20 protein-coding genes are annotated in these 26,353 nt (G+C 67.6%); 12 read left to right on the top strand and 8 right to left on the bottom strand.

The genetic code is table 11. From position 1 onward, the window contains the following. Nucleotides 1–7: 7 nt before the first annotated feature. The 5 genes from JWS13_RS31720 to JWS13_RS31700 form a co-directional block, all read right to left on the bottom strand. Complete coding sequence (locus JWS13_RS31720) at nucleotides 8–1,546, bottom strand: acyl-CoA carboxylase subunit beta (RefSeq protein WP_206009290.1); 1,539 nt, start codon at nucleotides 1,544–1,546, stop codon at nucleotides 8–10. A gap of 23 nt (nucleotides 1,547–1,569) precedes the next feature. After that, nucleotides 1,570–3,789: an acetate--CoA ligase family protein gene (locus JWS13_RS31715; protein ID WP_206009289.1), complete on the bottom strand. Its 2,220-nt coding sequence runs from the start codon at nucleotides 3,787–3,789 to the stop codon at nucleotides 1,570–1,572. 169 nt (nucleotides 3,790–3,958) lie between these two features. Then, nucleotides 3,959–4,861: a LysR family transcriptional regulator gene (locus JWS13_RS31710; protein WP_206009288.1), complete on the bottom strand. Its 903-nt coding sequence runs from the start codon at nucleotides 4,859–4,861 to the stop codon at nucleotides 3,959–3,961. Between the two features lie 237 nt (nucleotides 4,862–5,098). Beyond that, the gene (locus tag JWS13_RS31705; RefSeq protein WP_206009287.1) at nucleotides 5,099–5,968 is read right to left on the bottom strand and encodes an ABC transporter permease; all 870 of its coding nucleotides are present in this window, start codon (nucleotides 5,966–5,968) and stop codon (nucleotides 5,099–5,101) included. 41 nt (nucleotides 5,969–6,009) lie between these two features. After that, entirely contained in the window at nucleotides 6,010–6,840 is an 831-nt protein-coding gene (locus JWS13_RS31700; protein ID WP_160100115.1) for an SDR family NAD(P)-dependent oxidoreductase, read from the bottom strand. A 472-nt stretch (nucleotides 6,841–7,312) separates the two neighbouring features. Between JWS13_RS31700 and JWS13_RS31695 the strand changes: the two genes are divergently transcribed. From JWS13_RS31695 to JWS13_RS31670, 6 genes are all read left to right on the top strand, one after another. Continuing rightward, the gene (locus JWS13_RS31695) at nucleotides 7,313–8,059 is read left to right on the top strand and encodes an ABC transporter ATP-binding protein (RefSeq protein ID WP_206009286.1); all 747 of its coding nucleotides are present in this window, start codon (nucleotides 7,313–7,315) and stop codon (nucleotides 8,057–8,059) included. After that, nucleotides 8,052–8,858, top strand: a complete 807-nt coding sequence (locus JWS13_RS31690) for an alpha/beta fold hydrolase (RefSeq protein WP_206009285.1) — start codon at nucleotides 8,052–8,054, stop codon at nucleotides 8,856–8,858. Before JWS13_RS31695 ends, JWS13_RS31690 begins: the two co-directional genes overlap by 8 nt. 49 nt (nucleotides 8,859–8,907) lie before the next feature. Further along, the gene (locus JWS13_RS31685) at nucleotides 8,908–10,812 is read left to right on the top strand and encodes a flavin-containing monooxygenase (RefSeq protein WP_206009284.1); all 1,905 of its coding nucleotides are present in this window, start codon (nucleotides 8,908–8,910) and stop codon (nucleotides 10,810–10,812) included. A gap of 47 nt (nucleotides 10,813–10,859) precedes the next feature. Then, on the top strand, nucleotides 10,860–11,702 hold the full coding sequence (locus JWS13_RS31680; protein ID WP_206009283.1) for an alpha/beta fold hydrolase: 843 nt from the start codon (nucleotides 10,860–10,862) through the stop codon (nucleotides 11,700–11,702). After that, nucleotides 11,702–12,436, top strand: a complete 735-nt coding sequence (locus JWS13_RS31675) for an SDR family NAD(P)-dependent oxidoreductase (RefSeq protein ID WP_206009282.1) — start codon at nucleotides 11,702–11,704, stop codon at nucleotides 12,434–12,436. The genes JWS13_RS31680 and JWS13_RS31675 overlap by 1 nt, the downstream gene beginning before the upstream one ends. Nucleotides 12,437–12,595: 159 nt before the next feature. Next, nucleotides 12,596–15,889: a protein kinase domain-containing protein gene (locus JWS13_RS31670; RefSeq protein WP_206009281.1), complete on the top strand. Its 3,294-nt coding sequence runs from the start codon at nucleotides 12,596–12,598 to the stop codon at nucleotides 15,887–15,889. Here JWS13_RS31670 and JWS13_RS31665 read toward each other — a convergent pair. Next, entirely contained in the window at nucleotides 15,860–16,732 is an 873-nt protein-coding gene (locus JWS13_RS31665; RefSeq protein ID WP_206009280.1) for an oxygenase MpaB family protein, read from the bottom strand. The genes JWS13_RS31670 and JWS13_RS31665 overlap by 30 nt on opposite strands. Nucleotides 16,733–16,859: 127 nt before the next feature. Between JWS13_RS31665 and JWS13_RS31660 the strand changes: the two genes are divergently transcribed. Beyond that, on the top strand, nucleotides 16,860–17,510 hold the full coding sequence (locus tag JWS13_RS31660) for a TetR/AcrR family transcriptional regulator (protein ID WP_206009279.1): 651 nt from the start codon (nucleotides 16,860–16,862) through the stop codon (nucleotides 17,508–17,510). Here JWS13_RS31660 and JWS13_RS31655 read toward each other — a convergent pair. Further along, on the bottom strand, nucleotides 17,507–17,974 hold the full coding sequence (locus JWS13_RS31655; RefSeq protein WP_206009278.1) for a DUF6069 family protein: 468 nt from the start codon (nucleotides 17,972–17,974) through the stop codon (nucleotides 17,507–17,509). The two genes, JWS13_RS31660 and JWS13_RS31655, sit on opposite strands and share 4 nt — an antisense overlap. A 180-nt stretch (nucleotides 17,975–18,154) precedes the next feature. Between JWS13_RS31655 and JWS13_RS31650 the strand changes: the two genes are divergently transcribed. Beyond that, on the top strand, nucleotides 18,155–18,694 hold the full coding sequence (locus tag JWS13_RS31650) for a nitroreductase family deazaflavin-dependent oxidoreductase (protein WP_420855031.1): 540 nt from the start codon (nucleotides 18,155–18,157) through the stop codon (nucleotides 18,692–18,694). Here the strand turns inward: JWS13_RS31650 and JWS13_RS31645 are convergent. After that, nucleotides 18,672–19,277 (bottom strand): TetR/AcrR family transcriptional regulator, encoded by a 606-nt coding sequence (locus JWS13_RS31645; RefSeq protein WP_206009276.1) that lies wholly within the window; start codon nucleotides 19,275–19,277, stop codon nucleotides 18,672–18,674. The genes JWS13_RS31650 and JWS13_RS31645 overlap by 23 nt on opposite strands. A gap of 209 nt (nucleotides 19,278–19,486) precedes the next feature. On the opposite strand from JWS13_RS31645, the gene JWS13_RS31640 reads away from it, so the two are divergent. The 4 genes from JWS13_RS31640 to JWS13_RS31625 are packed head-to-tail and all read left to right on the top strand — an operon-like array spanning nucleotide 19,487 to nucleotide 26,339. Beyond that, complete coding sequence (locus JWS13_RS31640; RefSeq protein WP_206009275.1) at nucleotides 19,487–20,725, top strand: cytochrome P450; 1,239 nt, start codon at nucleotides 19,487–19,489, stop codon at nucleotides 20,723–20,725. 26 nt (nucleotides 20,726–20,751) lie between these two features. Continuing rightward, nucleotides 20,752–21,378, top strand: coding sequence for a TetR/AcrR family transcriptional regulator (locus tag JWS13_RS31635; RefSeq protein ID WP_206009274.1), 627 nt, complete (start codon nucleotides 20,752–20,754; stop codon nucleotides 21,376–21,378). A 33-nt stretch (nucleotides 21,379–21,411) separates the two neighbouring features. Beyond that, a complete protein-coding gene (locus JWS13_RS31630; RefSeq protein ID WP_206009273.1) occupies nucleotides 21,412–23,121 on the top strand; it encodes an AMP-binding protein in 1,710 nt (569 codons plus the stop codon). Further along, nucleotides 23,118–26,339: an acetyl-CoA carboxylase family protein gene (locus JWS13_RS31625; protein ID WP_206009272.1), complete on the top strand. Its 3,222-nt coding sequence runs from the start codon at nucleotides 23,118–23,120 to the stop codon at nucleotides 26,337–26,339. Before JWS13_RS31630 ends, JWS13_RS31625 begins: the two co-directional genes overlap by 4 nt. Nucleotides 26,340–26,353: the final 14 nt, after the last annotated feature.

Raw genomic sequence — 26,353 nt, 5'->3', positions numbered from 1 at the left:
GTCGTCCTCAGTAACTCGTGGGCCAGGCGCGCAGCAGGTGCTCGCCGATGCCGTTGGTCCGGGCTCGGTAGTGGTCTTTCAGTGCGCCGAGGATGAAGTCGCGGGTCTCGGCGGGGTCGATGACCTGTTCGACGCCGAAGACGCGTGCCACGTCGTACGCGGTAGTCCCCTTGGCCATCTCGGCGAGCCGCTGCGCGTAGAGCTCGGGGTCGGATTCCGCGTCGACCCCGTGGACGACCGACACCGCGGACGTGGGATCCATGAAGCTCACCTCCGTGGACCACCAGCCTGCCGTCGTGTCGGCGGTCAGTCCGCCGCCCATGTTGATGTAGGCCTGGCCGTAGTTCTTACGAAGCGTGACAGCGATCTTCGGCACGGTCACCAGGGACAGGGCGTTCATCCAGTTGATGACCTTGCCGGCGATCTTGTTCCGCTCGGCTTCCAGCCCGATCAGGAATCCCGGCTGATCGACGAGGAACACGACGGGAATGTTGTAGGAGTCGCACAGAACCAGGAAGCTGGTCGCCTTGTCACACGCCGGACCGTCGAGCGCCCCGCCCTTGAACATCGGGTTGTTGGCGATGATGCCGACGCTCTGTCCGCCGATCCGGACCAGCGAGGTGTCCAGGCTCTTGCCGTAGCGTGCCTTGATCGGGAACACCGAACCGGTGTCGGCGACGATCTCGATCACCTTGCGTACGTCGTAGGTCTGGGTGCGGGTCTGGGGAACGATGTCGTTGAGTTCGGCGGCACGCTCACCCGATCCACTCGGGATCGGCGCGACCGGCGGTGTCTCACCGTTGTGCGAAGGCAGGTACGAGAGGAACCGGCGGATCAGTTCGATCGCTTCCTCGTCGGTGTCGGCGACGGCATCGGCGTAGCCGGTGACCTCGGCATGGACCTTCCAGCCTCCGAGTTCCTGGGCGTCGACCTGCTGGCCGGTGGCGCGGCTGACCAGTCCGGGGCTCGACACCGCCAGGACACTCCCCTTGCGGAAGACCGCGAAGTCGGCGGAGACGGTGTGCCAGGCGGCGGATCCGAAGCAGTATCCGAATGCTGCGGATGCCCAGGGGCTTTCGCGCTGACGGAGGAATCGCTTCTTGCTGTTGGCGGCGCCCATTCCGGTCCCGCCCATCGCGTCGGGCATCCGGACCCCGGTGGATTCGGACAGGTAGACCAGCGGCATCCCGACCTGGACGACGAGTTCCTTGAAATGGGACATCTTCTTGTTGCTCACCGGACTGCTCGACGACCCCTTGACGGTGAAGTCGTAGGCGATGACGGCTGCGCGCCTGCCGTCGACCTCGCCGGTTCCGGTCACCTTGCCGTCCGCGGGTGTCTTGTCGCGATCGGCGTCGACGGCCGAGGTCGTGAACAACCCGCTCTCCCGGAAGGTTCCGGGGTCGAGCATCAACGCGATCCGCTCGCGGGCGTTGAGCTTGCCCTCGGCGCGCCGCTGTTCCAGCTTCTTCGGACCACCCATCGCCAGCGCGGCCGCGCGGCGTTCTTCGTGCTCCTGCTCGCGGCTGAGCGTGGGTTCAGCCATCACTGTGTCCTGTGACATCTCTACTACCTTCCGTCTGCGTCGCGTGACGCCTGGTATGTCCGCTGTCCCTGCTCGAGAACCGCCCGTGCGGCGAGGGCCGCGTCCTCGAAGGCCGGGAAGACCGGGATTCCGCGGGTACGGGCGCGGTGCGCGTACGTCTTGATCAATGCCTCCGTCTCTGCGCTGCCGTCCGTCTTGAGCACGAGAAGCTGGTGGGTGTTCGACGCGGCCTCGTCGCGGGCACCGGCGATCGAGTCGATGACGGTGCCGGTCACGTCGCCGTGGGTTTCACCGAGGTTGCGCTGGATGATGCCCACGTTGAGGTGGGAGATCAGCACTGCCGGTTCGCTGCCGGCTAGCACCACCGCGAGAACGTCCTTCGCGATCGCACCGTTCTTGACGGCGAGCGTCCCCGCGGGCACGTCGATCGGGTTGCGCAGGCCGTTGCCCGGCGGTAGGCCCAGGCCGTCCAGTTCCTCGACCACCGAATCGGCGAGCGGCGGTGTCGCCAGTCCCTGCCGCTCGAGTGCGTCGGCGCCGAGGACACTCGCGCCGCCGCCGTTGCCGAACAGAACGGCATCGCGACCGTTCGGCTTGACCGTGAGGTCGAGGGTGGACAGGGCGTGCAGGGCCGTCGCGAAGTCCTCGAGCGAATCCACGAGGGTCATTCCGGCCTGCCGTGCAATCGCAGGCCACAGCCGGTGATTTCCCGCGAGGGCACCGGTGTGGCTGGTCGCCGCCCGCGAGCCTTCACTGGTTCGGCCACCGGCGAGAAGCACTACCGGCTTGCGCATTTCGGCCCGGGTCAGCACGTCGAGCACCTCACGTGCCGCGGCCAGCGACTCGAGGTACAGGCCGATGACCCGGACCTCGTCGTTCCGCAGGGCGGATTCGACGAGCTCGGCGGCGGTGACGTCGGCGCCGTTCCCGATGCTGACCACGCTGTGAAAGTCGATGCCGCGCAACGATCCGACGCGCAGGATGTCGACACTCAGCCCGCCGCTCTGCGAGACGACAGCCGTCGTTCCGGGCGTCAGAGGTGCTTCGGGCACGAACGAGAGGCGACCGGCCGAGGCGTGCGTGCCCAGGCAGTTCGGGCCGATCAGCCGAATGCCCGCGTCGCGGACGGTCTGGACCAGGGTCTCCTCGAGATCCTTTCCTTCCTCGACCTCACCGAAACCGCTGGAGATCACCTGGGCGAACCGAACTCGCCCGGCGCCTCGGCTCAGCGCCTCGCTGACACGGGTCGCGGGCAGCGCCACGAACGCGTAGTCGATCGGTTGATCGAGGTCTGCCAGCGACCGCACCGTGGGAAGTCCTTCGATGCTGTCCGCGGTCGGGTGGATCGGCACGATGGTGCCGTCGAAGCCGCCGCTCAGAATGTTCCGGATGAACCGGTTGGCGAGGTTCGGCCGCTGACCGCTGGCGCCGAGGACGGCGACCCTGCGCGGATGAAACAGCGGGGTGAAATCCGTGGCCCGGCCGTCACCACGGTCCCCGGGTGCGGATCCGGTGTCTTCCACCGGACCGACGACGAAACGTGCGTCCACGGCCACTGCCCGTGTTCCGGAAACGATGACCGGGTTCAGGTCGATCTCGATCACGTCGTCCGGCAGCGACTGCAGCAGACCGTTCGGTCCGGCGAGTCGCGAGATCAGCGTCACCAGCGACGGGATGTCTGCCTTCTCGCCACCGCGGGCTCCGTCGAGCACCTTCATGCCGCGCAGTTCGTGCAGCATGTCGAGGATCTGGTCGTTCGCGAGCGGTGCGAGACCGAACGCGACATCCTCGAAGACCTCGACCAAGACGCCACCGAGGCCCACCATGACGGTCCAGCCCAGCCCCGGGGCCCGAACGGCCCCGACGATCACTTCGTGACCGGACGGCACCATTTCCTCGACGAGCAGGCCCTCCAAGCGGTGCTCGGCGGCGGCCAGTTGCTCGCCCATACGTGCAGCGACCTCGTCGATCTCGTCGCGGCGCACCCCCACCCGCACGCCGCCGGCGTCGGACTTGTGGACGAGCGTGGACGAGATGGCCTTGACGACCAACGGCTCGCGAAGGTCGTCGGAAATCGACTGGCCGACAGCAATTTCGATGCCCCGGGGGGTGTCGATCCCGAAAGCGGAGAGCAGGGATTTACCTTCCGCCTCCGTGAACATCGCCGATTCTCGTTCCCGTGCAACGGAAATGAGTTCGGCGACTGCGTCCCGGGTGCATGGCTGTGCTGTATCGACTGACACCTGAAGTTCCTCACTGAACGTCGGATCCGGCGGCGATCTCGCTCGCTCGGCACGTATTCAGTGTGGTCAGCCGCACAGGGCTTGGGAAGGTCCGCAGCATTGGCGGGGTGATACGGGTGCGCTATCGGACCGTCGCCGACGGGTCCGCGGGTCCCGGTCGACAGCGCTGTCAGAAGTTCTTGGCAGATTCCCGCAACAAACCCAGGAATGCCTGCACCGCAGACGTCCGCGCTTCGTCATTCCTCACGATCGCGGAGATGCGGGCATGCGCCCACTCGAAGGGAAGGGGCACGAGCGCGACGCCGTTGCCGCTCACCGTCGAGCTGAGAAGTGTGTTCGCCATGCAGATCCCGACGCCGGCGCGCACCATGTTCTGCGACGCTTCGGCGTTGTTGGTGGCGTAGACGATCCTGGCTTCGATTCCGTCGAGTAGCTGCTCGAAGGCGGTACGGAGGATGCTGGTCTCCGCCGGGAAGATCAGTGGCTCACCCTCCAGGTCGGCGGCCTCGAAGCCGTCCTTGCTGGCGAGGCGATGATTCTCCGGGACCGCCAGCACCAGCCGGCCGGAGATCAGGTCGACGTGGTGCAGCAGGGCCTGCTCCGCCGGAATCAGATCGATTCCGGCCAGGCGCGTCACCAGACCCACGTCGAAGTGGCCGCTGAGGACGCCGCGGCTCACCATCCTCGAGGGACCTTCCTCCACCTCGAAACGCACATTGGGGAAGTCGCTCAACAGGCGCTTGACCACCCCGGGAAGGATCGTCTGAGATCCCGCGGGCACCGTGCCCAGGCGGACGGTGCCGAGTTTCAGGCCGCCGATGGCGCTGGCCTCCTCGCGCATCAGGTGTTCGGCCTGAACGGCGGCGACCACGTGCGGCAGGATCCGTTCGGCCGCATACGTCGGCCGAACTCCCTTGGCACCCCGAACCACGAGCACGACACCGAGGTCCTCCTCGAGCCGCTGCACCTGGTTGGTGATCGTCGGCTGAGAGATGTCGAGTTCCTTGGCGGCTTGACGGAACGATCCGGTCCGAAGCGCTGCTTCCAGATATCGCAACTGCTCGAATCTCATCGGTCTCCCTCGGTGCTGCTATGCGACGTGGCCCACATTACAGCTCGCCGGGTGCTCTCCGAACTCAGCGTCGGGCTGTCGCGGCAATCGACACGAAACCTCGAACTGACCGACGCGGGCCGGTCAGTTCACCAGGCCGTCGAGGCCTGTCGAGTCCCGCGAGAGGGAGCCGCCCTCGACGAGAATCGTTGTACCCGTAATGTATCCCGCGGCGGGCGAGAGGAGATCTTCACCGACCTACCTGGTCCACTTGGTGACCAGCTTCTGCAGGCCGGAGATCGAGACGTCCAGGACCATGGACAGCAATCCCATGGCGATCAGGATCGCGAAAGTTTCCGCGACCTGGAAATTGTTGGTCACGACGACGAGGCGCTGCCCCAGGCCGGTGTAGGCGCCGACCATTTCCGACACGACGGCGCCGAGCACCGAGTAGACCGCGCCGAGCCTCAGGCCGCCGACGATGGCAGGCAGAGCCGCGGGAATCTCGATCTTGAAGAAGCGCTGGGTCCGTGTCATGCCCAGCGACTTGGTCAACTGAGCGATGTCGTGGTCGATGCTCTTCATCGCACCCATCGTGCTGGTCATCAGAACGAAGAACACGACGCTGAAGGCGACGAGGGCCTTCGGTCCGAAACCCAGGCCGAACCAGAGGATGAAGATCGGTGCCAGGGCGGGACGCGGAAGGCTGTTCATCAAGGTCAGGAACGGTGAGGCCGCGGTGTGGAGCACCTGGACGCGTGCGAAGACGACACCTGCGAGGATGCCGGCGATCGCACCCGTCACCAGCCCGACCATCGCCCCGCTGAACGTCGCCGTCACATCGGTCCAGAAGACGCCGTCGCTCAGCTGGGCGATGAACGCGCGCGCGACATCGAGAGGGGCGGAGATCATCATCGGGTCGACGATCATGTTTCCGGAGACAAAGGCCCAGCCGGCGACGAAGAGTGCGAGCGCACCCACCCGAAGCGACCAGACGAGGATCTTTTCGTTGCGCCGGGCGCGACGCCGCTCCACGAGGATCGCGTTGTCGATGTCCGCCGGTTCGTCGTTGTTCGCGACTCCGCCGATCGACGCGACCGTGCGGGGCGCTTCAGTGATGGATTCCATGTCGGAACCTTCCCTTCGAGTCTTCTGAACAGCTGTGCAGGTCAGGCATCGAGCGGTCCTCGGACGAGCTCGACGTCGGCGGCCGAGGAGGTGTGGGGGCCGCCCGTGACCTGCAGGACGGTTCCCGTGATGAAGCTTGCGGCGTCGGAGCACAGGTACAGGCAGGCATCGGCGACTTCTTCCGGCCTTCCGACGCGTCCGAGTGCGAGATAGCGGCCGAACTTCTGCTCGGTTTCGGGAGATGCGAAACGAGACGCCGGTGTCAGCGTGGCGCCGGGTTCGACGCAGTTGACTCGAATGCCGCGATCCGCCCATTCCCAGGCCATCGTCTTCGTCAGCGAGGCGAGCCCTGCCTTGGCTGCCGCGTATGCGCCGCGGAGCGGGTGTGCGTGGTTGGCCGATCCGGATCCGACGTTGATGACGTTTCCGCCGCCCTGACGTTCGAAGACCGGCAGGCAAGCGCGGGCAGCGTGGAAGGCCCCGCTGAGATTGGTATCGATCGTCGCGTTCCAGGCATTGACCGACAGGTCCTCGAGGCGCGATGCGAAGTTGCCGCCGGCATTGTTGATCAGGACGTCGATCCGACCGAACCGCTCGAGGGCGGTCCGGACGAGATCTTCGGCAGTCTTCGGCTCGCGGATGTTGCCGGCGACGAGGGCGGCCTTCCGTCCGAGCGCTTCGACACTCTCGACTCTCGCCTGGAGCGTTTCGGCGTTGCGCCCGTGCAGGATCAGATCTGCTCCCGCTTCCGCGAACTTGTCGGCGAGCGCCGACCCGATGCCTCCGGAAGCGCCCGTCACTATGACGACCTGGTCCGTGAAGTCGAAAGTGGTCTGACCGACCTTGTTGATGGTGGCGGCTTCTCTGGTCACCTGACGTCCTCCTCGTTATTCGCACCCTGTGTGGGCAGCTTGTGACGCACTGGGAGCCGTTCCCGGCAAGGTGCGTTCGAGTTAGCGTCGTGCCATTCGGGGCCGCGGACAATGACTGAATCGCTATCAAGGCGATAGCCCCCGGGCGGGCCTCTTTTCCTTGACACTTTCGCCGACGTGTTCAACGATTCATAGGCCGATAGGGTGATATTCACCACAGGGTCATGCAGTCCGGATCCACCGTGGATTTTGTGCCGACTCAGCAGATCGTCCGGCACGGGAGGCAGCGATCGGTCGGCCCCGCACACACATCATCGGATTGACGGTGTCCGATTCATCTCTACGGTCAAACAGTGAGAGTGAGATTCTTGTGACTGGTCCAGCTGAAACTACGACGAGGCCCACTACCGCCAAGGGGGTCTCGGTCGAGTTCGAAAATGTCCGCCACGCGTTCCTCCACGGCAATCGACCGGTGCGCGTGCTGGACAACTTCAACCTCCGCATCGAGCCGTCCGAGTTCGTCAGCATCGTCGGTCCGTCGGGCTGTGGGAAGACCACGGCGCTCGGCATGGTCGGCAACCTCCTGAAGCCGCGCAGTGGAACCGTTCGCATCGACGGAGCGGAGGTGCGGCCCGGCAGCAATGACGCCGCTTTCCTCTTTGCGCGTGATGCGCTCCTTCCGTGGCGGCGGGTCCGCAGCAACGTCGAACTCGGCATGGAGGTCCGGGGCGTTCCCAAGGCGGAACGACGCGAGCGCGCCGAGGAGTGGCTTCGTCGCGTTCGTCTGCACGAGTTCGCCGACTCGGATGTTCTCCACCTGTCGCAGGGCATGCGCCAGCGCGTTGCGATCGCCCGCACCCTGGTCCAGAGCCCCGGCGTCCTTCTGATGGACGAGCCGTTCGCAGCCTTGGACGCCCAGACCCGCGCGATCCAGCAGGAGGAGTTCCTCCGGCTGTGGGAGGCCGAGCGACCGACGGTCATCTTCGTCACCCACGACCTCGAGGAGGCCATCCTGCTCAGCGACCGCGTCATCCTGATGGCCAGCAGGCCGGGCCGCATGGTGGTCGACATGAAGATCGAACTCGAGCGGCCGCGGCATCAGGAAATGCGCAGGTCCTCCGAACTCTTCAAATCCTATTTTCACGATATGTCCGCCCGGCTCCGGGCCGAAGTCGATCTCGCCGAACAGCGGATGATGGAAGAAAACCAGAATGACTGAAACTCTGCAGACTGCGACCACCGCCGATGGCACCACCATTGCCTATCAGCAATTCGGCCGGGGGTCACGCCTGATCACGTGCCTGCACTCCCTGGCATTGGACGGATCCTGGTATGCGCCTTTGGCCGCGGCTCTCGGCGACGACTACCGTCTGCTCGCGCCGGATTTCCGCGGGCACGGCATGACTGCGCGGGGAGAATCGGCCATCACTCTCGGTCTCATTGCCGCGGACGTCGCCGCGGTGTGGGACGCCGAGAACGTAGAGCACTCGGTGGTGCTGGGAATCTCCTTGGGAGGCATGGTCGCTCAGGCGGTGTCGGGCAGCTTCCCGGACCGGGTCGACGCGCAGATCCTGATGGCCACCCGCGGCGCCTATGATGAGGAGGCCACGCGCGGAACTTCGGCCCGCGCGGCCGAGGTTCGTGCACCGAACGGCCTCGAGCAAGCCGAGGAGATGACCATGCATCGCTGGTTCGGCGACGCATCGCGAAACGAGGCAGACCCGTTGGTTCGGAAAGCTCGCGAACAGTTCCTGAGCGCCGGCGGCAACACCATCGGCGCCTATTTCGACGCCATGACCGAGGTCGGCACGTTTCACACCGATTCACCGCCGCCGACCCTCGTGGTCGGCGGCGACGACGACCGAAGCACCCCTCGTGCGGTGATCGAACAGCTGGCCGCGTCCATCACGGGCGCCGAACTGCGTTTCGCCGAGGGCGGGCACCTCGCCGCCTTCGACAACCCCCGCGAAGTCGCCGCCACGGTGCGACCTTTCCTCGAGGGCCTCGACTGCTGGTAGCCACTCGGCCCACGTGCACACTGGTTCCACATACTGCTACGGAGACGACATGGATTTCACGCTCGATCGCGCGATGACAGAGGATGAGCTTCGCGCACACCTCGATTCGGCCCTCACGCCCGCGCTCCTGATGATGACGGCCCACGTCACGGGTGACGCAGGCGTACTGCGTACGGAATGGAAGCCCAACCGGGCGACGTTGCCTGCCAGTGGACTCGCACCCGAGACCGACGCGGAGATCAGAGCCTTCTGCCTGAAGCGCCTCGTACCGTATCTCGCCTCGCAGCGGGACTGGGCTGCGCTGCCCGACGATTTCCTGCGTGAGTCGATGTGCACCTGGCTGATGGACGTCGACATCGAGGACGCCCAGGCCATGGCCGCGGTGGCCTTCACCCCCGACGACAGCGATCCTCGCGGGCCGGAGTGGCATCTCGACGAGATCGCTCCCGACAGCGGACTGAGTGCCGTGGTCATCGGCGCCGGATTCTCCGGTCTCCTCGCCGGGCTTCGACTGAAGCAAGCCGGTGTGCCCTTCACGATCCTCGAGAAAAGCACGAACGTCGGTGGCACGTGGTACGAGAACAGCTACCCGGATTGCCGGACCGACGTCCGCAGCCACATCTACACGTATTCGTTCGTTCCGCACGACTGGGTCACGCACTTCGGCCGCCAGCAGGCCATCCACGAGTACCTGTACAACTTTGCAGCGAAGAACGGCCTCCTGGAGCACATCTCGTTCGGCACCGAAGTGACCGCGACCCGGTGGGACGAGAGCACCAGCACCTGGACGATCGACACCCGCACGTCCGACGGTGTCGTGGGCTCGGCCGAAGCTCAGATCGTCGTCAGCGCTGTGGGACAACTGAACCGGCCGATGATCCCCGCCGTCGACGGCCTCGACACCTTCACCGGGCCGGTAATGCACTCCGCGCAATGGGACCACAGCATCGATTTCGCCGGCAAACGCGTCGTCGTGATCGGAACCGGCGCCAGCGCACTGCAATTCGCACCAGCAGTCGCGAAGGAAGCGGAGCACGTCACGATCTTCCAGAGGAGTGCCCCCTGGTTGCGGTCGACGCCGGTGCTCCGGCAGGAGATCGACCCGGGCGAGCGCTGGCTCCTCACGAATCTGAAGCACTACCGCGCCTACTACCGTTTCTCCATCTTCCTCCCCCGCCTCATCGGCAACCTCCCGGCCGCAACGGTCGATCCGGACTTCCCGCCGACCGAGGTCTCGGTATCCGCGGCCAACGAGGCCCTTCGTGTCGAGCTGACCGACTACCTCACCGAACAGGCCGGCGACCGACTCGATCTGCTCGAGCAGATCATGCCCGACTACCCGCCCGCCGCGAAGAGGATCATCTGCGACGACGGCACGTGGGTTGCCACCCTCAAGCGGGACAACGTCCGCCTGGTGAGCCAGGCCGTGCACCGGATCGACAAGGACGGTGTCTGGATCGGTGACGAACACGTCCCCGCCGACATCATCTTGTTCGGAACCGGTTTCAAGGCTTCGGAATTCCTCGTTCCCATGACGGTGACGGGCATCGGCGGACAGGACCTTCACCAAACCTGGGGTATCGACGCCAGCGCCTACCTCGGCATCACGCTGCCCGGCTACCCCAACTTCTTCTGCATGTACGGCCCCAACACCAACACCGTCATCCACGGCAACCTGGTGTTCTTCCTCGAGTGTCAGGCCGCCTACATCACCAGCGCGGTCCAGATGCTGGCCAAGGGCGGCCACCGTTCGATGGCCCTGCGACCGGACGTGTTCACCGAGTACACCGACGAGGTCACCAAGGAGAGCGCCAAGCGCACCTGGGGCTGGTCGAAGACCCACAGCTGGTATCAGAACGCCGCCGGCCGTTCCACCATCATGTGGCCACTCCCGGCCCGGCAGTACTTCGAGCGCACCAGCGCGGTGCACGACGAGGACTACGACATCCACTGACCCGCACGACGCATTCATCCGCATCGTTCATTTCACCGGAGGCTATTTTGATCACCGAGACGACGGCAATTGTCGCCAACCTCGAAACCCGCTACCTGACAGGCGGTCCGGACGACGGCGTCCCCGTCGTGTTCCTGCACGACGGCGCGTGGGGCGGCAGCGCCGACGTGACCTGGGGGCAGGTCCTGCCCCTGGCCGCAGAGAAGTACCGGGTCATCGCCCCGGACTTCCTCGGCTACGGCGGATCCGCCAAGTCCGTTCGCCTGGACGTCTCACCGTTCGCCTTCCGGATCCGGCACGTCTTCGCGTTGCTCGACCAGCTCGGCATCGACGGTCCGGTGCACCTGGTCGGAAATTCGTTCGGTGGATCGGTGGGTCTGCGGGCGCTCGCCGACGGTGACTACCGATCCCGGATCGCCTCGGTCACCACACTCAGTGGCACCGGTGGCCCCTGGAAAGCGCCGGACATGGGCAAGCTGCGCGACTTCGACGGTTCGGTTGCCGGTATCGAAGCGTTCGTCGACCTGCTGTGCGACGACTTCTCCGGCAGGGCCGGCCAGGTGGACGCCCGGTACAGGTGGGCCGTCGCGCCCGGTCACTTCGGGTGCATGAGCGCTCCGCATCTGCCGGTACCCGAGGCACTGCGGAAGGAGCGCCCCGCCGATCCCTACCCCGCCACCCTTGCCGGCGTTCAGACCCCCGTGCTGCTCCTCGAGTGCTCCGAGGACGTGCTGCTCGAGGCCGGGTGGAGCAAACACCTCCAGGCCGAACTCCAGAATTCCCGTGCCATGGTCCTGCCGTACCGGCACTGCCCGAACATCACCCATCCGAAGGAGACGTGGGCCGTGATCGGCGAGTTCCTCGACAGCTGCACCGGCGGTACGAACTGATGCCGACCCCGGGCGGCACTGCCGCGGCCGCGTCCCCCGTGGGTTCGCTCGTTCTCACCGGCGGATCGTCCGGAATCGGCGCCGGCTTGGCGGGCGATCTGGCCGGCGAGTGGGACATCACCGTCGTCGATCGGGATCTGCCGGAAACACCTGCCCCCGGCGTGACGTACCTGCAGGGCGACATCACCACCGACGATGCGGTCGACACGGTCCGCAAGACCCTGACCGAGAAGGGCCGGGCCACGATCGACGGCATCGTCCACTGCGCGGGCATCGGCGCATTCGGCCCCTTCATGGAGATGCCGAAGTCCGAGTGGGAACGGGTGCTCCTGGTCAACCTTCACGGAACACTCAATTTCGTCCAGGGCGTCGCCGACATGGTCGCGGACGGCGGCAGAATCGTCCTGTTCTCGTCCGGGACGGTCTTCAAGGCCCCGGCGAGCGCAGCGGCGTACGCGGCGTCCAAGGCCGGCGTGATCGGCTTCGCCCGCAGCCTTGCCGCGGAACTCGGAGCCAGGAACATCACGGTCAACGTGATCGCCCCCGGGTTGGTGCTGACCCCACTCTCGACGGCGATCGCCGCAGGTGAAGAGGCCAACATCAACACGCGAGCGATCAAACGAGCCGCAACGGTCGAGGACTTCATCGGCCCGACCCGATTCTTCCTCTCCCCCGGATCCTCCTTCGTCACCGGGCAGACGCTCGTCGTCGACGGGGGTTCGATCCGCCGCTAGGCGGCGCCGCCCACAAGTCGCCTGCTCGACGGCCGCGTGACCGAATTCCGGATCGTCTCGGTCCCGCGGCCCGGGTGGCGGCGATACTCTGGGAAGGGTCGTCGAGAGGTAGGCGGATGACACCACGGTTCCCGGGGCGGCACAGGGGCGGATAGCGCGTTGGCAACCGACGGCGATCCGCTCCGCACACAGCGCGATACCGACACCGCGACGACAGATGAACTGCGCGCGGCCGGGTTCGACGATGCCCGGGAGATCGGGCGTGGGGGCTTCGGCGTGGTGTACCGCTGCAGCCAGTCCGCTCTGGACCGCGCGGTGGCCGTGAAGGTTCTCAGCGGCGACCTCGACGACGAGAGCCGGGCCCGGTTCCTCCGTGAGCAGCGGGCGATGGGCAGGCTGACCGGGCACCCGAACGTCGTGAGTGTGCTCGAGGTCGGCGTCACGCCGAGCGGTCGGCCGTTCCTCGTGATGCCCTACCATCCGCAGGACTCCCTCGACACCCTGATTCGTCAGCACGGTCCGCTCACCGACGCCGAGGCGTTGCGGCTGGGAGTGAAGATCGCCGGCGCGCTCGAGACGGCGCACCGGTTCGGCATCGTGCACCGCGACGTCAAACCCAGCAACATCCTGCTCACCGACTACGACGAACCGGCGCTGACGGACTTCGGCATCGCGCACATCACCGGCGGATTCCAGACCGCCACCGGGACCATCACCGGATCGCCCGCGTTCACCGCCCCGGAGGTCCTCGAGGGCGACACCCCGAGTCCGTCCTCGGACGTGTACGGCCTCGGGGCGACACTGTTCGCCGCGCTGACCGGACACGCGGCATTCGAGCGCCGCAGTGGTGAACAGGTGGTGGCGCAGTTCCTGCGGATCACCACACAACCGACGCCGGACCTCCGCGAGTCCGGCATCGATCCCGACGTGGCCGCCGTGCTGGAACAGGCCATGTCGCGAGACGCGCACCAGCGCCCGTCCGCGGCGACGTTGGGTGAAACGCTGCAGGACATCCAATTTCGCCGCGGCGATCCCGTCGACGCGATGGCGTTGGGCCCGGACCCCGATGCGGACGGACCGCCGGAGCGCCCCGCACGACCGCCGACCGGACGATCCACCGGTTCCTCGGGATCGCCGACCAACGGGAGCCTGCCCCTGGACCTGACGAGTTTCGTCGGCCGGCGAAAGGAACTCGCCGAGGCCAGGAAACTGCTCTCGGCGTCGCGGCTGGTCACGTTGACCGGAATCGGCGGTGTCGGCAAGACCCGACTGGCACTGCGCGTCGCGACCACCATCCGAAAAGCCTTCGACGACGGGGTCCGGCTGGTCGAATTGGGCGAACTGCGCGACGGGTCGTTGCTGGGAGAAGTCGTGGCGGCCGGGCTGGGATTGCGGCAGCGGTCGCCGAGACCGCTGCAGACCCTCGTGGAGTTCCTGGAGCCGCGCGACATGCTGCTGGTCCTCGACAACTGCGAGCAGGTGGTGGATGCGGCGGCAGACCTGACGGAGACCGTGCTGCGCACCTGTCCCGGTCTGCGGATTCTCGCGACCAGTCGCGAGACCCTGGACGTCGCGGGGGAAGCCGCCCTGCGCGTTCGCCCACTGGCACTTCCGGATTCGGACACGGAGCCGTCGCTGAAGAGCCTGCCCGGGTACGACGCGGTGACGTTGTTCGCCGAACGGGCCGCCACGGCGGTACCCGGCTTCGAGGTCACCGAGGACAATGCCGCCACGGTCGCCCGGATCTGCATCCGGCTGGACGGACTGCCGCTGGCCATCGAATTGGCGGCGGCGAGGCTACGCTCGATGTCGCCGGAACAGATCCTGGAGCGGTTGACCAACCGGTACGAGTTGCTGACCCGCGGAAGCCGGGGTGCGCCGACCCGGCAGCAGACGTTGCGGTGGAGCATCGACTGGAGCTACGACCTGTGCATCCCCGCCGAGCAGCAGCTGTGGTCGCGGCTGTCGGTCTTCGCAGGCAGCTTCGAGCTGGACGCCGCCGAGGAGGTGTCCATGTTCGACGCCGAACCGGCCGGTCTCATCGACCTCGTCGCGTCGCTCGTGGACAAGTCGATCCTCATCCGCGAAGGATCGGGGGCGGTGGTGCGGTTCCGGATGCTCGAAACGCTGCGCGAGTACGGCCGGGAGAAGCTCGAACAGGACGGCACCCTCCCGGACCTCCGGCGGCGGCATCACAGCTGGTACCGGCACTTCGCCCGCCAGGCCGAATCCGAATGGATCGGACCTCGGCAGGTCGCCTGGCTCGCCCGGCTCGAGCGGGAACAACCCAACCTGCGCGAAGCGATGGAGTACGGCCTGTCCACGGCTGCCGACTCGGCCGAGGCGGGGCTGGAGATCGCGACCGCGCTGTATCCGTTCTGGGTTTCGCGTGGGCTGCTCCGTGAGGGGCGCCGCTGGCTCGACCGCGCGCTGGCGCAGGAGGGAGAACACGACACCGCGCTCCGCGTCAAGGCGCTGCATGCGGCCGGCATCCTCGCCAGCAGGCACGAAGACCTGGAGCGGGCCGCCGAACTGATCGAGGAGGGGCGTGTTCTCGCCGAGACCCGGGGAACTGCATTCGATCGCGCGCTGATGGTTCAAGCCGACGGAGCGCACGCCGTGCACGGCGGCAACCCGGAGCGCGCCGTGAGTTCGTTCACCGAGTCCCTCGAGGTGTTACGCGGCGGGCGCAACCTCCTGGCGCACGTCACGGCCCTGCATGCGCTCGGATTGGCTCACGAGATCCTCGGGCACGCCGAGGATGCCACCCGCTGTCTCGACGAGGCGATCCGGATTACCGAATCACACGGTGAATCGGTGTACCTGGGCCGCTCGTCCCTGACGCTCGGGCTCGTGAGGTGGCGGGAGGGTGGCGACCGTGATCGCGCGGTGCAGCTGCTGCGAAAGGGACTCGAGCTGGCCCGCGTGGTCGACGATCCGTTCGGAGCCACCTGGTGCCTCGAAATCCTCGCCTGGATCTCGTCCCGCGAGAACGATTTCCACCGCGCCGCCGTCCTGCTGGCGGCGGCCGAGAGGCTTCGGCGGCGGGTGGGCACGTCCATCGTCCAGATCCCCGACCTGACCGAATCCCACAGGGAGTGCGAGCTCGTCACGCGGCGCTCGCTCGGTGCCCGGGCGTTCGAGACCGCGTCCCGCGAGGGCGAGGCGCTGGGCTTCACCGCCGCCGCCGCGTATGCCCTGGGCGAACGTCTGCCGGCCGCGCCGCGGCGCGGCGATCCCGCGGCGGCACTGACCAAGCGCGAACGCCAGGTCGCCGACCTGGTCGCGCAGGGCCTGACCAACAAGGCGATCGCCGCCCGCCTCGTGATCTCCCAGCGCACCGCGCAGGGTCACGTCGAGCACGTCCTCGCGAAACTCGGATTCTCCTCCCGGGCTCAGATCGCGGCCTGGGTCACGGAACTGTCAGCGGACCTGGGCGGCCCGAGACCCTGATGCCGTTCCGTCGCATGCTCTTCGGGCGATGGGAGTCAGCCGCCACCGCTCGGGCAGGATCCGGAAACCGAAGTGCACGGCGGCGCCGAATCGGCGGAGCCTGCGCTCGTCGGCGGCGGACCACTCCCAGCCGAGCTTGTCGCGGGCGACGGGAGGCAGCGTTCCCCGGGCGATCCAGACGAGCAGCCGTCCGAACGCGGGACCGACAAGGCGCCACACCACCTCGGGGATGCGATCGTCGGGACACGGCGTCGGCAGTCCACTCAGAAGCCGCGACCTGCGCACCGTCTCGGTCTTCTCGAGGACGGTGCCGACCATCTCGTTCCAGTAGTCCACGAAATCGGCGTACGTCTCGGGCAAATTGGTCGCCGACACCCCGTAGAGCGCGTACCACTGCTTCGACTCCTGATACAGCTGTTCCTTCTCGGCGGTGGTCAGCGGTTCACCGAAGTAGTCGGCCACCACGTACTGGGTGCCGAGGAACGTGGCGTGTGCCCAGAAATACGGCCCCGGGTTCAGCGCGTGGTACCGCCGTCCGTCGTCCGTGGTGCCCTTGATGTCCTTGTGCATGTCGCGGATCATCTGGGCCTCCGCGCCCGTCGGATCGTAGAGCGCCCGGATGATCGGCCCCGCGGAACGGGCGAGCCGGGCGAGTTCGTTGTCGAAGACGGTCGAGTGCTGCACGAGGGCGGTGTCGATGACGGGATGCATCACCTGCAGCGTGCCCGACCACGAGATGAGCAGCGCGGTTCGCCAGTCGCCGAACCGGTGCCACGTCAGCGAGTCGGGCCCGAGGGCAGGCGCAGTCGAACGACGTTGGGGCGGAAGCTCGGTGGTGGTCATGGCGATCTCCTGATGCCGCGAGGTGTGGAACGTGTTGCATTCAGGATGACTGTTGACATCACATGATGTCAACAGTTGGGCGCGAGGGCACCCCGATCGACACCGGGATCGGTGAGACGATGACGGAATGAGCGACAGCGACAACCCTCGTGGAGCGCCGCGCAGATGGCGTGGCCAGGAGCCCGACGACCGCCGCGCGGCGAGGCGCGCGGCCCTGATCGAGGCCGGCCTCCAGATCATGGGCACCGAGGGCACGGCGGCCACGACGATGCGGGCGACCTGCCGTCAGGCGAGCCTCACCGAGCGCTACTTCTACGAGAGTTTCGACAACCGGGAGGCGCTACTCGTCGCCCTCCTCGACCACGTCGTCCTGGGCGCGAGGGACACCCTGCTCGGGGCGCTCGAGACGGCCCCGGACGATCCGGGCCGGCTCGTCCGCCACGTCGTGAAGGCGTTCACCGGCTACATCGCCGAGGACCGGCGGCGGGGACGCATCATGTTCGTCGAGTCGCAGTCCGTGCCGGAACTGGCGCAGCGCGGCGAACAGCTGGTCGCCGAGTTCACCACCCCGATGGCCGCGGCACTGAAAATGCTGGGTGCCGACGGCACACCCCGCGACGCCGTCAACACCCAGCTGAACGCGATTGCCCTGTTCGGGGCCATCGCCTTCCTGTATCAGCGCTGGCTCACCGGCAGCCCGAAGATCTCGCAGAAGCGGATCGTCGAGCACATCGCACTCACCATCGAGGCGCATGTGCCGGTGAACAGCACGCCCTAGACCTGCGCGCGACGGACCAGGGGCCGCCGCATCGCTTCGAGGCCGACGACGATCACCACGGCGATCACCACGTGCATGGCGGCCAGTGCGATCGTGCTGGCGGTGTCGAAGTCGGCCTGAACGGTGAGCGCGATCGTCGCCAGCGGCAGCAGCGCGCCGATCACCTGGGCAGACCGGATGACCGCCACCCATTTCAGTGAGATGAGCGCGGCCAGTGTCATCCCGATCAACGTCGGAACCACCGTCAGGATGACGACGCCTCCGGGGGCGACGCTGCTGGTCGTGCCGGCATCGGTCATCTCGAACGACCCGCCGGCGGCGAGCCCGAGCAGCCAGATGACCAGGTTCGGGACGAGCGCTCCGAGGACGGTCGCGGCGACCGCCCAGGGCCGGCTCAGTTCGAGCGTCGCCGGGTTGATCCGTGAGGTCGTGGTTGCAGAAATCGTGGCTCCGGTGTCGGACATGATCTGTACTCCCTGTCGAGTGGCTCGAATTGCTACTGACCGATCCTGCAACCTCAACCATTGTTCGGGTCAAGGCGTGAAATCGAGGTCTTTTCGGTGGGACCTGACCATTAGACCCGCGGGATCCGCAAAACTCATCGCGATCGGCCCGAACCGGCCACCTGAGGGAAGATGGCCACTATGAACGCCGTCCCCACACCCCCTGACCGATCGCGCGCGCTCCGCAACCCGCTCCGCGTCCTCGCGCGGTGGCTGGGCACCCAGGAATGGGTGATGCGGATGGCGCCGGTCATCATCTGGCTCGAGTCACACCTGCGCGCGTGGACCGGGAACCGCGTGAGCCTCATCGGCATCGCCGGCCTGCAGTCCCTGCAGGTGACGGTCCCGGGACGCAAGAGCGGCACCCCGAGGACGACGGCGCTGCTGTGCATTCCGTACGGCGACGGATACATCGTCACCGGTTCCAACTGGGGCCGCCCCGAGCACCCCGCGTGGTCGGCGAATCTGCGTGCCGCGGACGAAGCGCTCGTCAAGGTCGGGGCACGGGAGTCCCGGATGCGCGTCCGCATGGTCACCGGCGAAGAACGCGAAAACCTGTGGAAATTCGTCGTCGACTACTGGCCCGGCTATCGCATGGAGCACCGGCGGTCCGGGGGACGCGAGTTCCGGCTCTTCATCCTGGAGCCCACCCGATCGGCTACGACGACGCGCGAATCCTGAAGATCGGCTCCACGAAGCGTTCGACGGTGCGACGCTCGGCGGCCGCGTCGGGCAGCGGCCACGTCAACAGGGCCAGGACGACCCGCACGATCCATCCCGCGGCCTCCTCGTCGGGCGCGATGCGGGTGAGCGAGATCGCCACCCGGCCGAGTTCGGGTGCGCGGGCCAGGTACTCGTCCGTGCTCCTCGGATGCGCCCCGGTGAACCACCGCACCAGGGCCGGCTCCGCGCGGATCGCCACCAGCGAGGCGAGAATCGCCTCCACGATCCGCTCCGAGTCCTCGAACGGTTCCAGCGCCTGCTCGACGTGGTCGGCCACGGCATCGGCGGCACGCGACATCACGGCCGCGACGAGCGTGCGCTTGCCCCCGGCGTACCGGTAGAGCGTGGCGCGTGAGCACCCGGCGCGCGCCGCGACCTCGTCCACGCTCACCCCGTCGATGCCCTGTTCGCGCATGAGGTCGGCGGCGGCGGCGTGAATCCTCTCGACCGCGAGCACCCGCCGACTGCCTCCGGTCAACCAGTCCGCCTGCTCCGTGTCCACGGCACCTCCGGAAACGTACTCGTTATTTTGTCTCACCATGAGACGGTTACTCTGCTAATTTTAGAACACGTTTCTCGATTGCGGGTTCGTGATCAGCATCGACTAACCCGCATCATCACGCACTGAGACACCGCGCGAACGCCGCTCTGATCAGCAGAATCTCACCTCGCCGGCCGCCCTTGACAGCACTGGACTCCGACGCGAACTGTGGTGATGTGCAACACGTTCTCGCCGACAAGGAGTCCTCGATGGCCCACTCGCCGACCGACGGAATCGACATCTTCGAGCCGGCCCACCTCGACGACCCGAACGAGCTGTACCGGATTCTCCGCGAGCACTCCCCCGTCCATCGCGTCGCGGGCACCGACTTCTTCCTCGTGTCCACGTGGGACCTCGTGGCCGAGGCCGCGAGCCGCACCGACGACTTCTCCTCGCACCTCACCGGCGTGCTGGTGCAGCAACCGGCGGGACCGCCCACGACGTTCGACATGAACGGCGACGGTCAGGCGATTCACGTGCTGGCCACCGCCGACGAGCCGACGCACCTGCACCATCGCAAGCTCGTGCTGCCCACCCTCGGTCGCCGCATCCGCGCGCTCACGCCCACCGTGCAGTCGCTCGTCGACACCTTGTGGGACGAGGGGCTGCGGGACGGGCGGATCGACTGGGCGGCCGAGATGGCCGACCGCCTGCCACTGACGATGGTGACACACCTCATCGGGCTGCCCGAGCAGGACGTCCCCCGGCTGCTCGCCTGGGCCTACGACAGCACGGAGATGCTGGGCGGGATCGTCGACGCGGGTCGCCTCGGCCGGCTGGTGGTCTCCGTGACCGAACTGGCCGCGTACCTGCGGGCCGAACTCGAACGGGCACGGTCACATCCCTCGGAGGATCTCCTGGGCGTACTCGCACACGCCTGCAATGCCGGGGAGCTGTCCGAGGACGTGGCGACACTGGTCCTGCTCCAGCTCGTCGGCGCCGGCGGAGAATCGACCGCGGGCCTGATCGCGAACGCCGCCCGCCTCCTGGCCACCCATCCCGGGGTGCAGACCCGGCTCCGGCAGGAGCCCGCGCTCGTCGACGCGTTCCTCGACGAGGCGCTGCGACTCGAATCCCCGTTCCGCGGGCATCACCGGCACGTGGTCGCCGACACCACCCTCGGCGGCGTCGACCTGCCCGCAGGCAGCCACCTGCTCCTGCTGTGGGGCGCGGCCAACCGGGATCCGGCCGCGTTCGAGAGGCCGGACGAGATCGTGCTCGACCGGCCGCACATCCGCTCCCATCTCGCGTTCGGCAAGGGTGTCCACTTCTGCGTGGGATCGGCGCTCGCCCGCATGGAGGCGCTCGCCGCCACCACCACACTGCTCGCGCGCACAGACCACTTCTCCCTCGCCGACGACGCCGAGACACGTTGGCTCCCCAGCCTGCTCGTGCGCCGCCACAGCGCACTCCCCCTGCGCATCGGGATGTCGAGCAGCCGCGATTGACATTGACGTCAATATCAATCCATACTGTGACCGTGACCACAAGCGAGGCTCAGCAGCGGGCTCGGTCGGCGCGTAAGGACAACGACGGTCCCCGCCGCCGCGAACTCCTCCGCGCCGCGAGCGCCTGCTTCGCCGAACTCGGGTACGACCGGACCACCGTCGAGGTGATCACTACCCGGGCGGAAGTGTCGCGGGCGACGTTCTACGCGTACTTCTCCTCGAAGGACGAGGTGTTCCACGCCGTCGCGGCCGATGTCTGCGAGGAGTTCCTCGAATCGCAGCACGTCGAAGGACCGGCGAGCGAGGACTTACGAGAGGTGCTGCGCACCACCACGAAAGCCTTCGTCGAGGCCGTCTACACCAACGGACGAGTCCTCGAACTGATCAGGCACCGCGCCGGGCTCGACCCCGAGGTCGGTCGAAGCTGGGCCACCGTGCAGACGCGGCTCATCCGCCGCTACACCCGGTTCATCGAGCGCATCAACGCCACCTGCGATGTCACGCCGTGCGCGCCACCCGCCCGCATCGCGCAGACCCTCGCCGACGCCCAACTCGCGGGCGCGGCCCGCCTGGTTGACGCGAGTTCCCGCGAACAGCGCCGGTACACCTCCGACCTGACCGCCATCTCCGAAAGACTCATCGGCTTCGCCTAGCAAGGACAATCCGCACAGAATCGGGAGTTCGGTATGCCCACTTCGCCTTCGAGTGACCCCACGGCACTGGAATCGGCCCTCGCCGAGATACGCGAACTCCAGGACGCCGCGTGGCCACCGGAGGTTCCGCGGTCCGTCGAGTACCCGATCGAGGGCCGCACCGTGATCGACTATCTGCGGCACTGGGCGATGCAGCGACCGCACACCGTCGCGATCGACTTCTACGGCCGCGACATCACCTATGCCGAACTCGACGAACTGTCGGACCGCTTCGCCGGCTGGCTGCGGCAGCGGGGCGCGTCGGCAGGCGACCGCATCGGCGTCCACCTGGCCAACTGCCCTCAATTCCACATCGCGATGCTGGGGATCCTGAAGATCGGTGCGGTCCACGTCCCGATCAACCCGTTGTTCCGTGAGCACGAACTCGCCTACGAACTCGGTGACGCCGGCGTGGAGATTCTGCTGACCCAGGATTCGTTCGCGGACATGGTCGAATCCGTGCGCGGCGAGTCGGCGCTGCGGCACGTCGCGGTCACGGCCCTGTCGGACCTGCTGCCCGCCGAACCCTGCGTCACACCGCCGTTCCCCACCGCGTCCGGGCCCACCGACTGGGCGGGGATCATGGAATCGCCTCGCGCCGATCCGATCCCGATGGATCCCGACGCGCTCGCGGCGCTGAACTACACCGGCGGCACCACCGGGATGCCGAAGGGCTGCAAACACACTCAGGCACACATGGTGTACACCGCCGCCACCGCGACACTGGCCGGGGGCAGGCAGGTGGGCGAGGCTCCCCCGGTCGTCCTCGGGTTCCTGCCCGTCTTCTGGATCGCCGGCGAGGACTTCGGCATCCTCGATCCGCTGATCAACGGCGGCACCGTCGTCCTGCTCACCCGATGGGACCCGGACGCCGCGGCGACCCTCGTCGAGCGCCGCGGTGTGACGTCGATGGTCGGCACCGTCGACAACTACGTCGAACTGATGGACCTGCCGGGTTTCGCCGAGCGAAACTTCTCCACCCTCGGCAACGCGATGGCCGTGTCGTTCGTGCTCAAACTCGACCCCGAGATCCGCGGCCGATGGCGCGACGCGACCGGGCACGTGCTCCGGGAAGCCAGTTACGGCATGACGGAGACGCACACCGCCGACACCATCACGCTCGGCTTCCAGACCGACGACGAGGATCTGCTCAGCGAACCCGTCTTCTGCGGGCTGCCGGTTCCGGGCACCGACGTGCTGGTCGTCGACGAGGCCGGGGCTCCGGTGCCGGTGGGGCAGCCCGGGCAGATCATCGTCCGCAGTCCGTCACTGCTCACCGGCTACTACGGCAAACCCGACGCCACCGCCGACGCACTCCGCGGCGGATGGCTCCACACCGGTGACGTCGGCAAGCTGAACGACAAAGGCGCACTGCACTATCTGGCCCGCAACAAGGAGATGATCAAGACCAACGGGATGAGCGTGTTCCCCTCGGAGGTGGAGGCACTGCTCATGCTGCATCCGGCGATTCAGTCGGCCGCGGTCGTCCCGAAACCCGATCCGGGCAAGGGGCAGGTGCCGTTCGCGTTCGTCCAGCTCCTGCCCGACCGTCAGGTGTCGGGTGAGGAACTGCGGGAGTGGGCCGCCCGGAACATGGCGACCTACAAGGTGCCCACCGTCGAGGTACTCGACGCACTACCCATGACGGCGACGGGGAAGGTCCGCAAGGCCGACCTGTTCGCCCTGGCCGAGGAGTACAAGTGACCCTGCTGGTCGCCAATCGCGGCGAGATCGCGCTGCGCATCATCCGCTCGGCCGAGGAGATGTCGGTCGACACCGTCGCCGTCTACGCGGAGGACGACGCGGACAGCCCCCACGTGCGCGCGGCGACCGACGCGGTCGCGCTGCGCGGCTCGGGACCGTCCGCGTACCTGGACGCTCGCGCCCTCCTCGACGCGGCCGCCGAGTTCGGTGCGACGGCGGTGCATCCCGGTTACGGGTTCCTCAGCGAGAACGCCGATTTCGCCCGCGCCTGCGCCGCCGCCGGACTCACGTTCGTGGGTCCGAGCCCTGAGGTACTCGACATCTTCGGCGACAAGTCGTCGGCACGCGAGGCCGCGGTCGCCGCGAAGGTTCCGGTGCTCGCCGCGACGAACGGCCCCACCGACCTGGACGGCGTCCGCGCGTTCTTCGCGGAACAACCGCGCGGCATCATGATCAAGGCACTCGCGGGCGGCGGCGGCCGCGGCATCCGTGCCGTCCGCAGCGCGGACCGGATCGAGGAGGCGTACCGGGCGTGCGCGTCGGAGGCGGAACTCGGGTTCGGCAATCCCGCAGTGTTCGCCGAGGCGCTGCTCGAGGGCGCCCGGCACATCGAGGTGCAGGTGGTCGCGGCACCGCAGGCGGGCGTGACGCGGGCACTCGCCGTCGGTGACCGCGACTGCAGCGTGCAGCGTCGCCACCAGAAACTCGTCGAGATCGCACCCGCGCAGGGGCTCGATCCCGGACTGCGCAGCGAACTCCACGAGGCCGCGGCGCGGCTGTGCGCCAGTGTCGGCTACCGGGGACTCGCCACCGTCGAATTCCTGGTATCCCCGGACGGATTCGTGTTCCTGGAGGTCAACCCGCGAATCCAGGTGGAACACACGGTCACCGAAGAGGTGACGGGAATCGACCTCGTCGCCGTGCAGATCGACATCGCGCGGGGAGCCGACTTTCGGGACCTGGCGCTGCCGGACGGGGTCGGCGCCGTCGGGCTCGACACGTCGGGCACACCCGCGCTCGCGCGGGGAATCGCCGTCCAGTCGCGGGTGAACATGGAGACGATGCGCCCCGACGGTCAGGCCGTTCCGGCCGCGGGCACGCTGTCCGTCTTCTCGCCGCCGACGGGACCGGGGGTGCGCGTGGACACCTACGGGCGGCCGGGGCTGTCGCCGAGCCCGCGGTACGACTCGCTCCTCGCGAAGGTGATCGTTCATGCACGCGGGCAGTCGTTCTCGGCCGCGGCGCGCAAGGCGGATGCGGCGCTCGCCGAGTTCGTCGTCGAGGGCGTCCCCACCAATATCGGCTTTCTGCGGGCGATTCTCACGGATCCCGGCTTCGCCGACGGCCTCGTGGGCACCGACTATCTCGCGGAGCGGATGGGTGTCCTCGTCGACGCAGCGCATGTGCATCATCCGGCGGAGGTCGCGTCGGACACGCTCGAGTTGCGGGCCGGCGAGGACGTCCTGCGTGCACACATGGCCGGGACGGTCGTGGAGTCTGCCGCCGAGGGGGCCGCCGTGACGCCGGGTGCGCAACTCGTGGTGCTCGAGGCGATGAAGATGCAGCACGTGCTCGTCGCCCCCACCGGCACGGTGGTCGAGCGGAATCTGGTGTCGCCCGGGCAGACCGTCAACGCCGGCGATCCACTGGTCGTGATCCGCCGCACCGGATCGGAGGCCGGCGACGTGGCCGACAGCGGGGTCGATCTCGATCGTGAGCGTGCCGATCTGGCGGAGATCCGGCAGCGCCACGAATACACCCTCGACGCCGCCCGGCCCGCCGCGATCGCGAAGCGGGCGAATCTCGGGAGGCGAAGCGCCCGTGCCAACATCGAGGATCTGGTCGACCCCGGCAGCTTCGTCGAGTACGGACCCCTCGTCCTCGCGGCGCAGCGCAGTCGCCGCTCCGAGCAGGACCTGATCGAGAACACCCCGGCGGACGGCCTGATCGCCGGCCTCGCCGCGATCAACGGGGACGTGTTCGGTCCGCAGAACGCGCAGGCGGTGGTGCTGTCGTACGACTACACGGTGCTCGCCGGAACCCAGGGCATGCGGAACCACGCCAAGACGGACCGGGTGATCGAACTCGCAGGGCACAAACAGGTTCCGGTCGTCCTGTTCGCCGAGGGCGGCGGCGGGCGTCCCGGCGACACCGACGCCGGGCCCGCCGCGGGCCTGGACCTGAACACCTTCCGGTCGCTGGCGGCGCTGAACGGGAAGGTGCCGCTGGTGTCGGTCGTGTCCGGCCGCTGCTTCGCGGGCAACGCCGCCCTCGCCGGGGTCTGCGACGTCCTGATCGCCACCCCAGACGCCAACATCGGCATGGGCGGTCCGGCCATGGTCGAGGGCGGCGGGCTGGGTGTGTACCGGCCGGAAGACATCGGTCCGGTGGACGTGCAGCGGCGCAACGGCGTGATCGATCTGCTCGCCCGCGACGAGGCGCATGCCGTCGAATTGGCGAAGACGTACCTGTCGTACTTCCAGGGGGTGCTCCCCGACTGGGAAGCCCCCGACGAGCGGCTGGCCCGTCACGTCGTCCCGGAGAACCGGTTGCGCGCCTACGACGTTCGCAGTGCGGTGGACGCGATCGCCGACGTCGGCTCGGTCCTCGAGCTACGCCGCGACCACGGCGTCGGGATCGTCACCGCGCTGATCCGGGTCGAGGGGGCACCGTACGGGTTGGTCGCGAACAGCAGTCATCACCTCGGCGGTGCGATCGACGCGGTCGCGGCCGACAAGATGGCTCACTTCCTGGAGTTGTGCGAATCGTTCGGCCTGCCGGTGGTCTCGCTGTGTGACACACCGGGATTCATGGTCGGCCCGGACTCGGAGAAGGAGGCCACGGTCCGCAGGTTCGGTAAGCTGTTCATCACCGGCGCGCAGATGACCGTGCCGTACGGAACCGTCATCCTGCGCAAGGGGTACGGCCTCGGGGCGATGGCCATGGCGGGCGGCTCCTTCCACGCGTCCGAGTTCACGGTCGCGTGGCCCACCGGCGAGATCGGCGCCATGGGCCTCGAAGGCGCGGTGCGCCTCGGGTTCCGGAAGGAACTCGAGGCGCTGGGCGACCCCGCCGAGCGGGACGCGGCGTTCACGCAACTCGTTGACGCCGCCTACCAGCACGGGAAGGCACTCAACGCGGCGACGATCTTCGAACTCGACGACGTGATCGACCCGGCCGATACCCGCGCCTGGATCGTGCGGCTCCGCCGCCCGTGAGCACTTATTAACCG

The sequence above is a fragment of the Rhodococcus pseudokoreensis genome (genome assembly GCF_017068395.1).
Lineage (GTDB): Bacteria > Actinomycetota > Actinomycetes > Mycobacteriales > Mycobacteriaceae > Rhodococcus_F > Rhodococcus_F pseudokoreensis.
The sequence above is the reverse complement of the archived record's forward strand: the minus strand, read 5'-3'. Positions and strand labels throughout refer to the sequence as shown.

What these genes read in the sequence shown, in the direction of transcription:
- JWS13_RS31665 (WP_206009280.1), bottom strand. Translation starts at nt 16,732, where the DNA reads ATGACCACCACCGAGCTTCCGCCCCAACGTCGTTCGACTGCGCCTGCC.
- JWS13_RS31720 (WP_206009290.1), bottom strand. Translation starts at nt 1,546, where the DNA reads ATGGCTGAACCCACGCTCAGCCGCGAGCAGGAGCACGAAGAACGCCGC.
- JWS13_RS31675 (WP_206009282.1), top strand. Translation starts at nt 11,702, where the DNA reads ATGCCGACCCCGGGCGGCACTGCCGCGGCCGCGTCCCCCGTGGGTTCG.
- JWS13_RS31650 (WP_420855031.1), top strand. Translation starts at nt 18,155, where the DNA reads ATGAACGCCGTCCCCACACCCCCTGACCGATCGCGCGCGCTCCGCAAC.
- JWS13_RS31690 (WP_206009285.1), top strand. Translation starts at nt 8,052, where the DNA reads ATGACTGAAACTCTGCAGACTGCGACCACCGCCGATGGCACCACCATT.
- JWS13_RS31655 (WP_206009278.1), bottom strand. Translation starts at nt 17,974, where the DNA reads ATGTCCGACACCGGAGCCACGATTTCTGCAACCACGACCTCACGGATC.
- JWS13_RS31685 (WP_206009284.1), top strand. Translation starts at nt 8,908, where the DNA reads ATGGATTTCACGCTCGATCGCGCGATGACAGAGGATGAGCTTCGCGCA.
- JWS13_RS31705 (WP_206009287.1), bottom strand. Translation starts at nt 5,968, where the DNA reads ATGGAATCCATCACTGAAGCGCCCCGCACGGTCGCGTCGATCGGCGGA.
- JWS13_RS31710 (WP_206009288.1), bottom strand. Translation starts at nt 4,861, where the DNA reads ATGAGATTCGAGCAGTTGCGATATCTGGAAGCAGCGCTTCGGACCGGA.
- JWS13_RS31660 (WP_206009279.1), top strand. Translation starts at nt 16,860, where the DNA reads ATGAGCGACAGCGACAACCCTCGTGGAGCGCCGCGCAGATGGCGTGGC.
- JWS13_RS31640 (WP_206009275.1), top strand. Translation starts at nt 19,487, where the DNA reads ATGGCCCACTCGCCGACCGACGGAATCGACATCTTCGAGCCGGCCCAC.
- JWS13_RS31630 (WP_206009273.1), top strand. Translation starts at nt 21,412, where the DNA reads ATGCCCACTTCGCCTTCGAGTGACCCCACGGCACTGGAATCGGCCCTC.
- JWS13_RS31645 (WP_206009276.1), bottom strand. Translation starts at nt 19,277, where the DNA reads ATGGTGAGACAAAATAACGAGTACGTTTCCGGAGGTGCCGTGGACACG.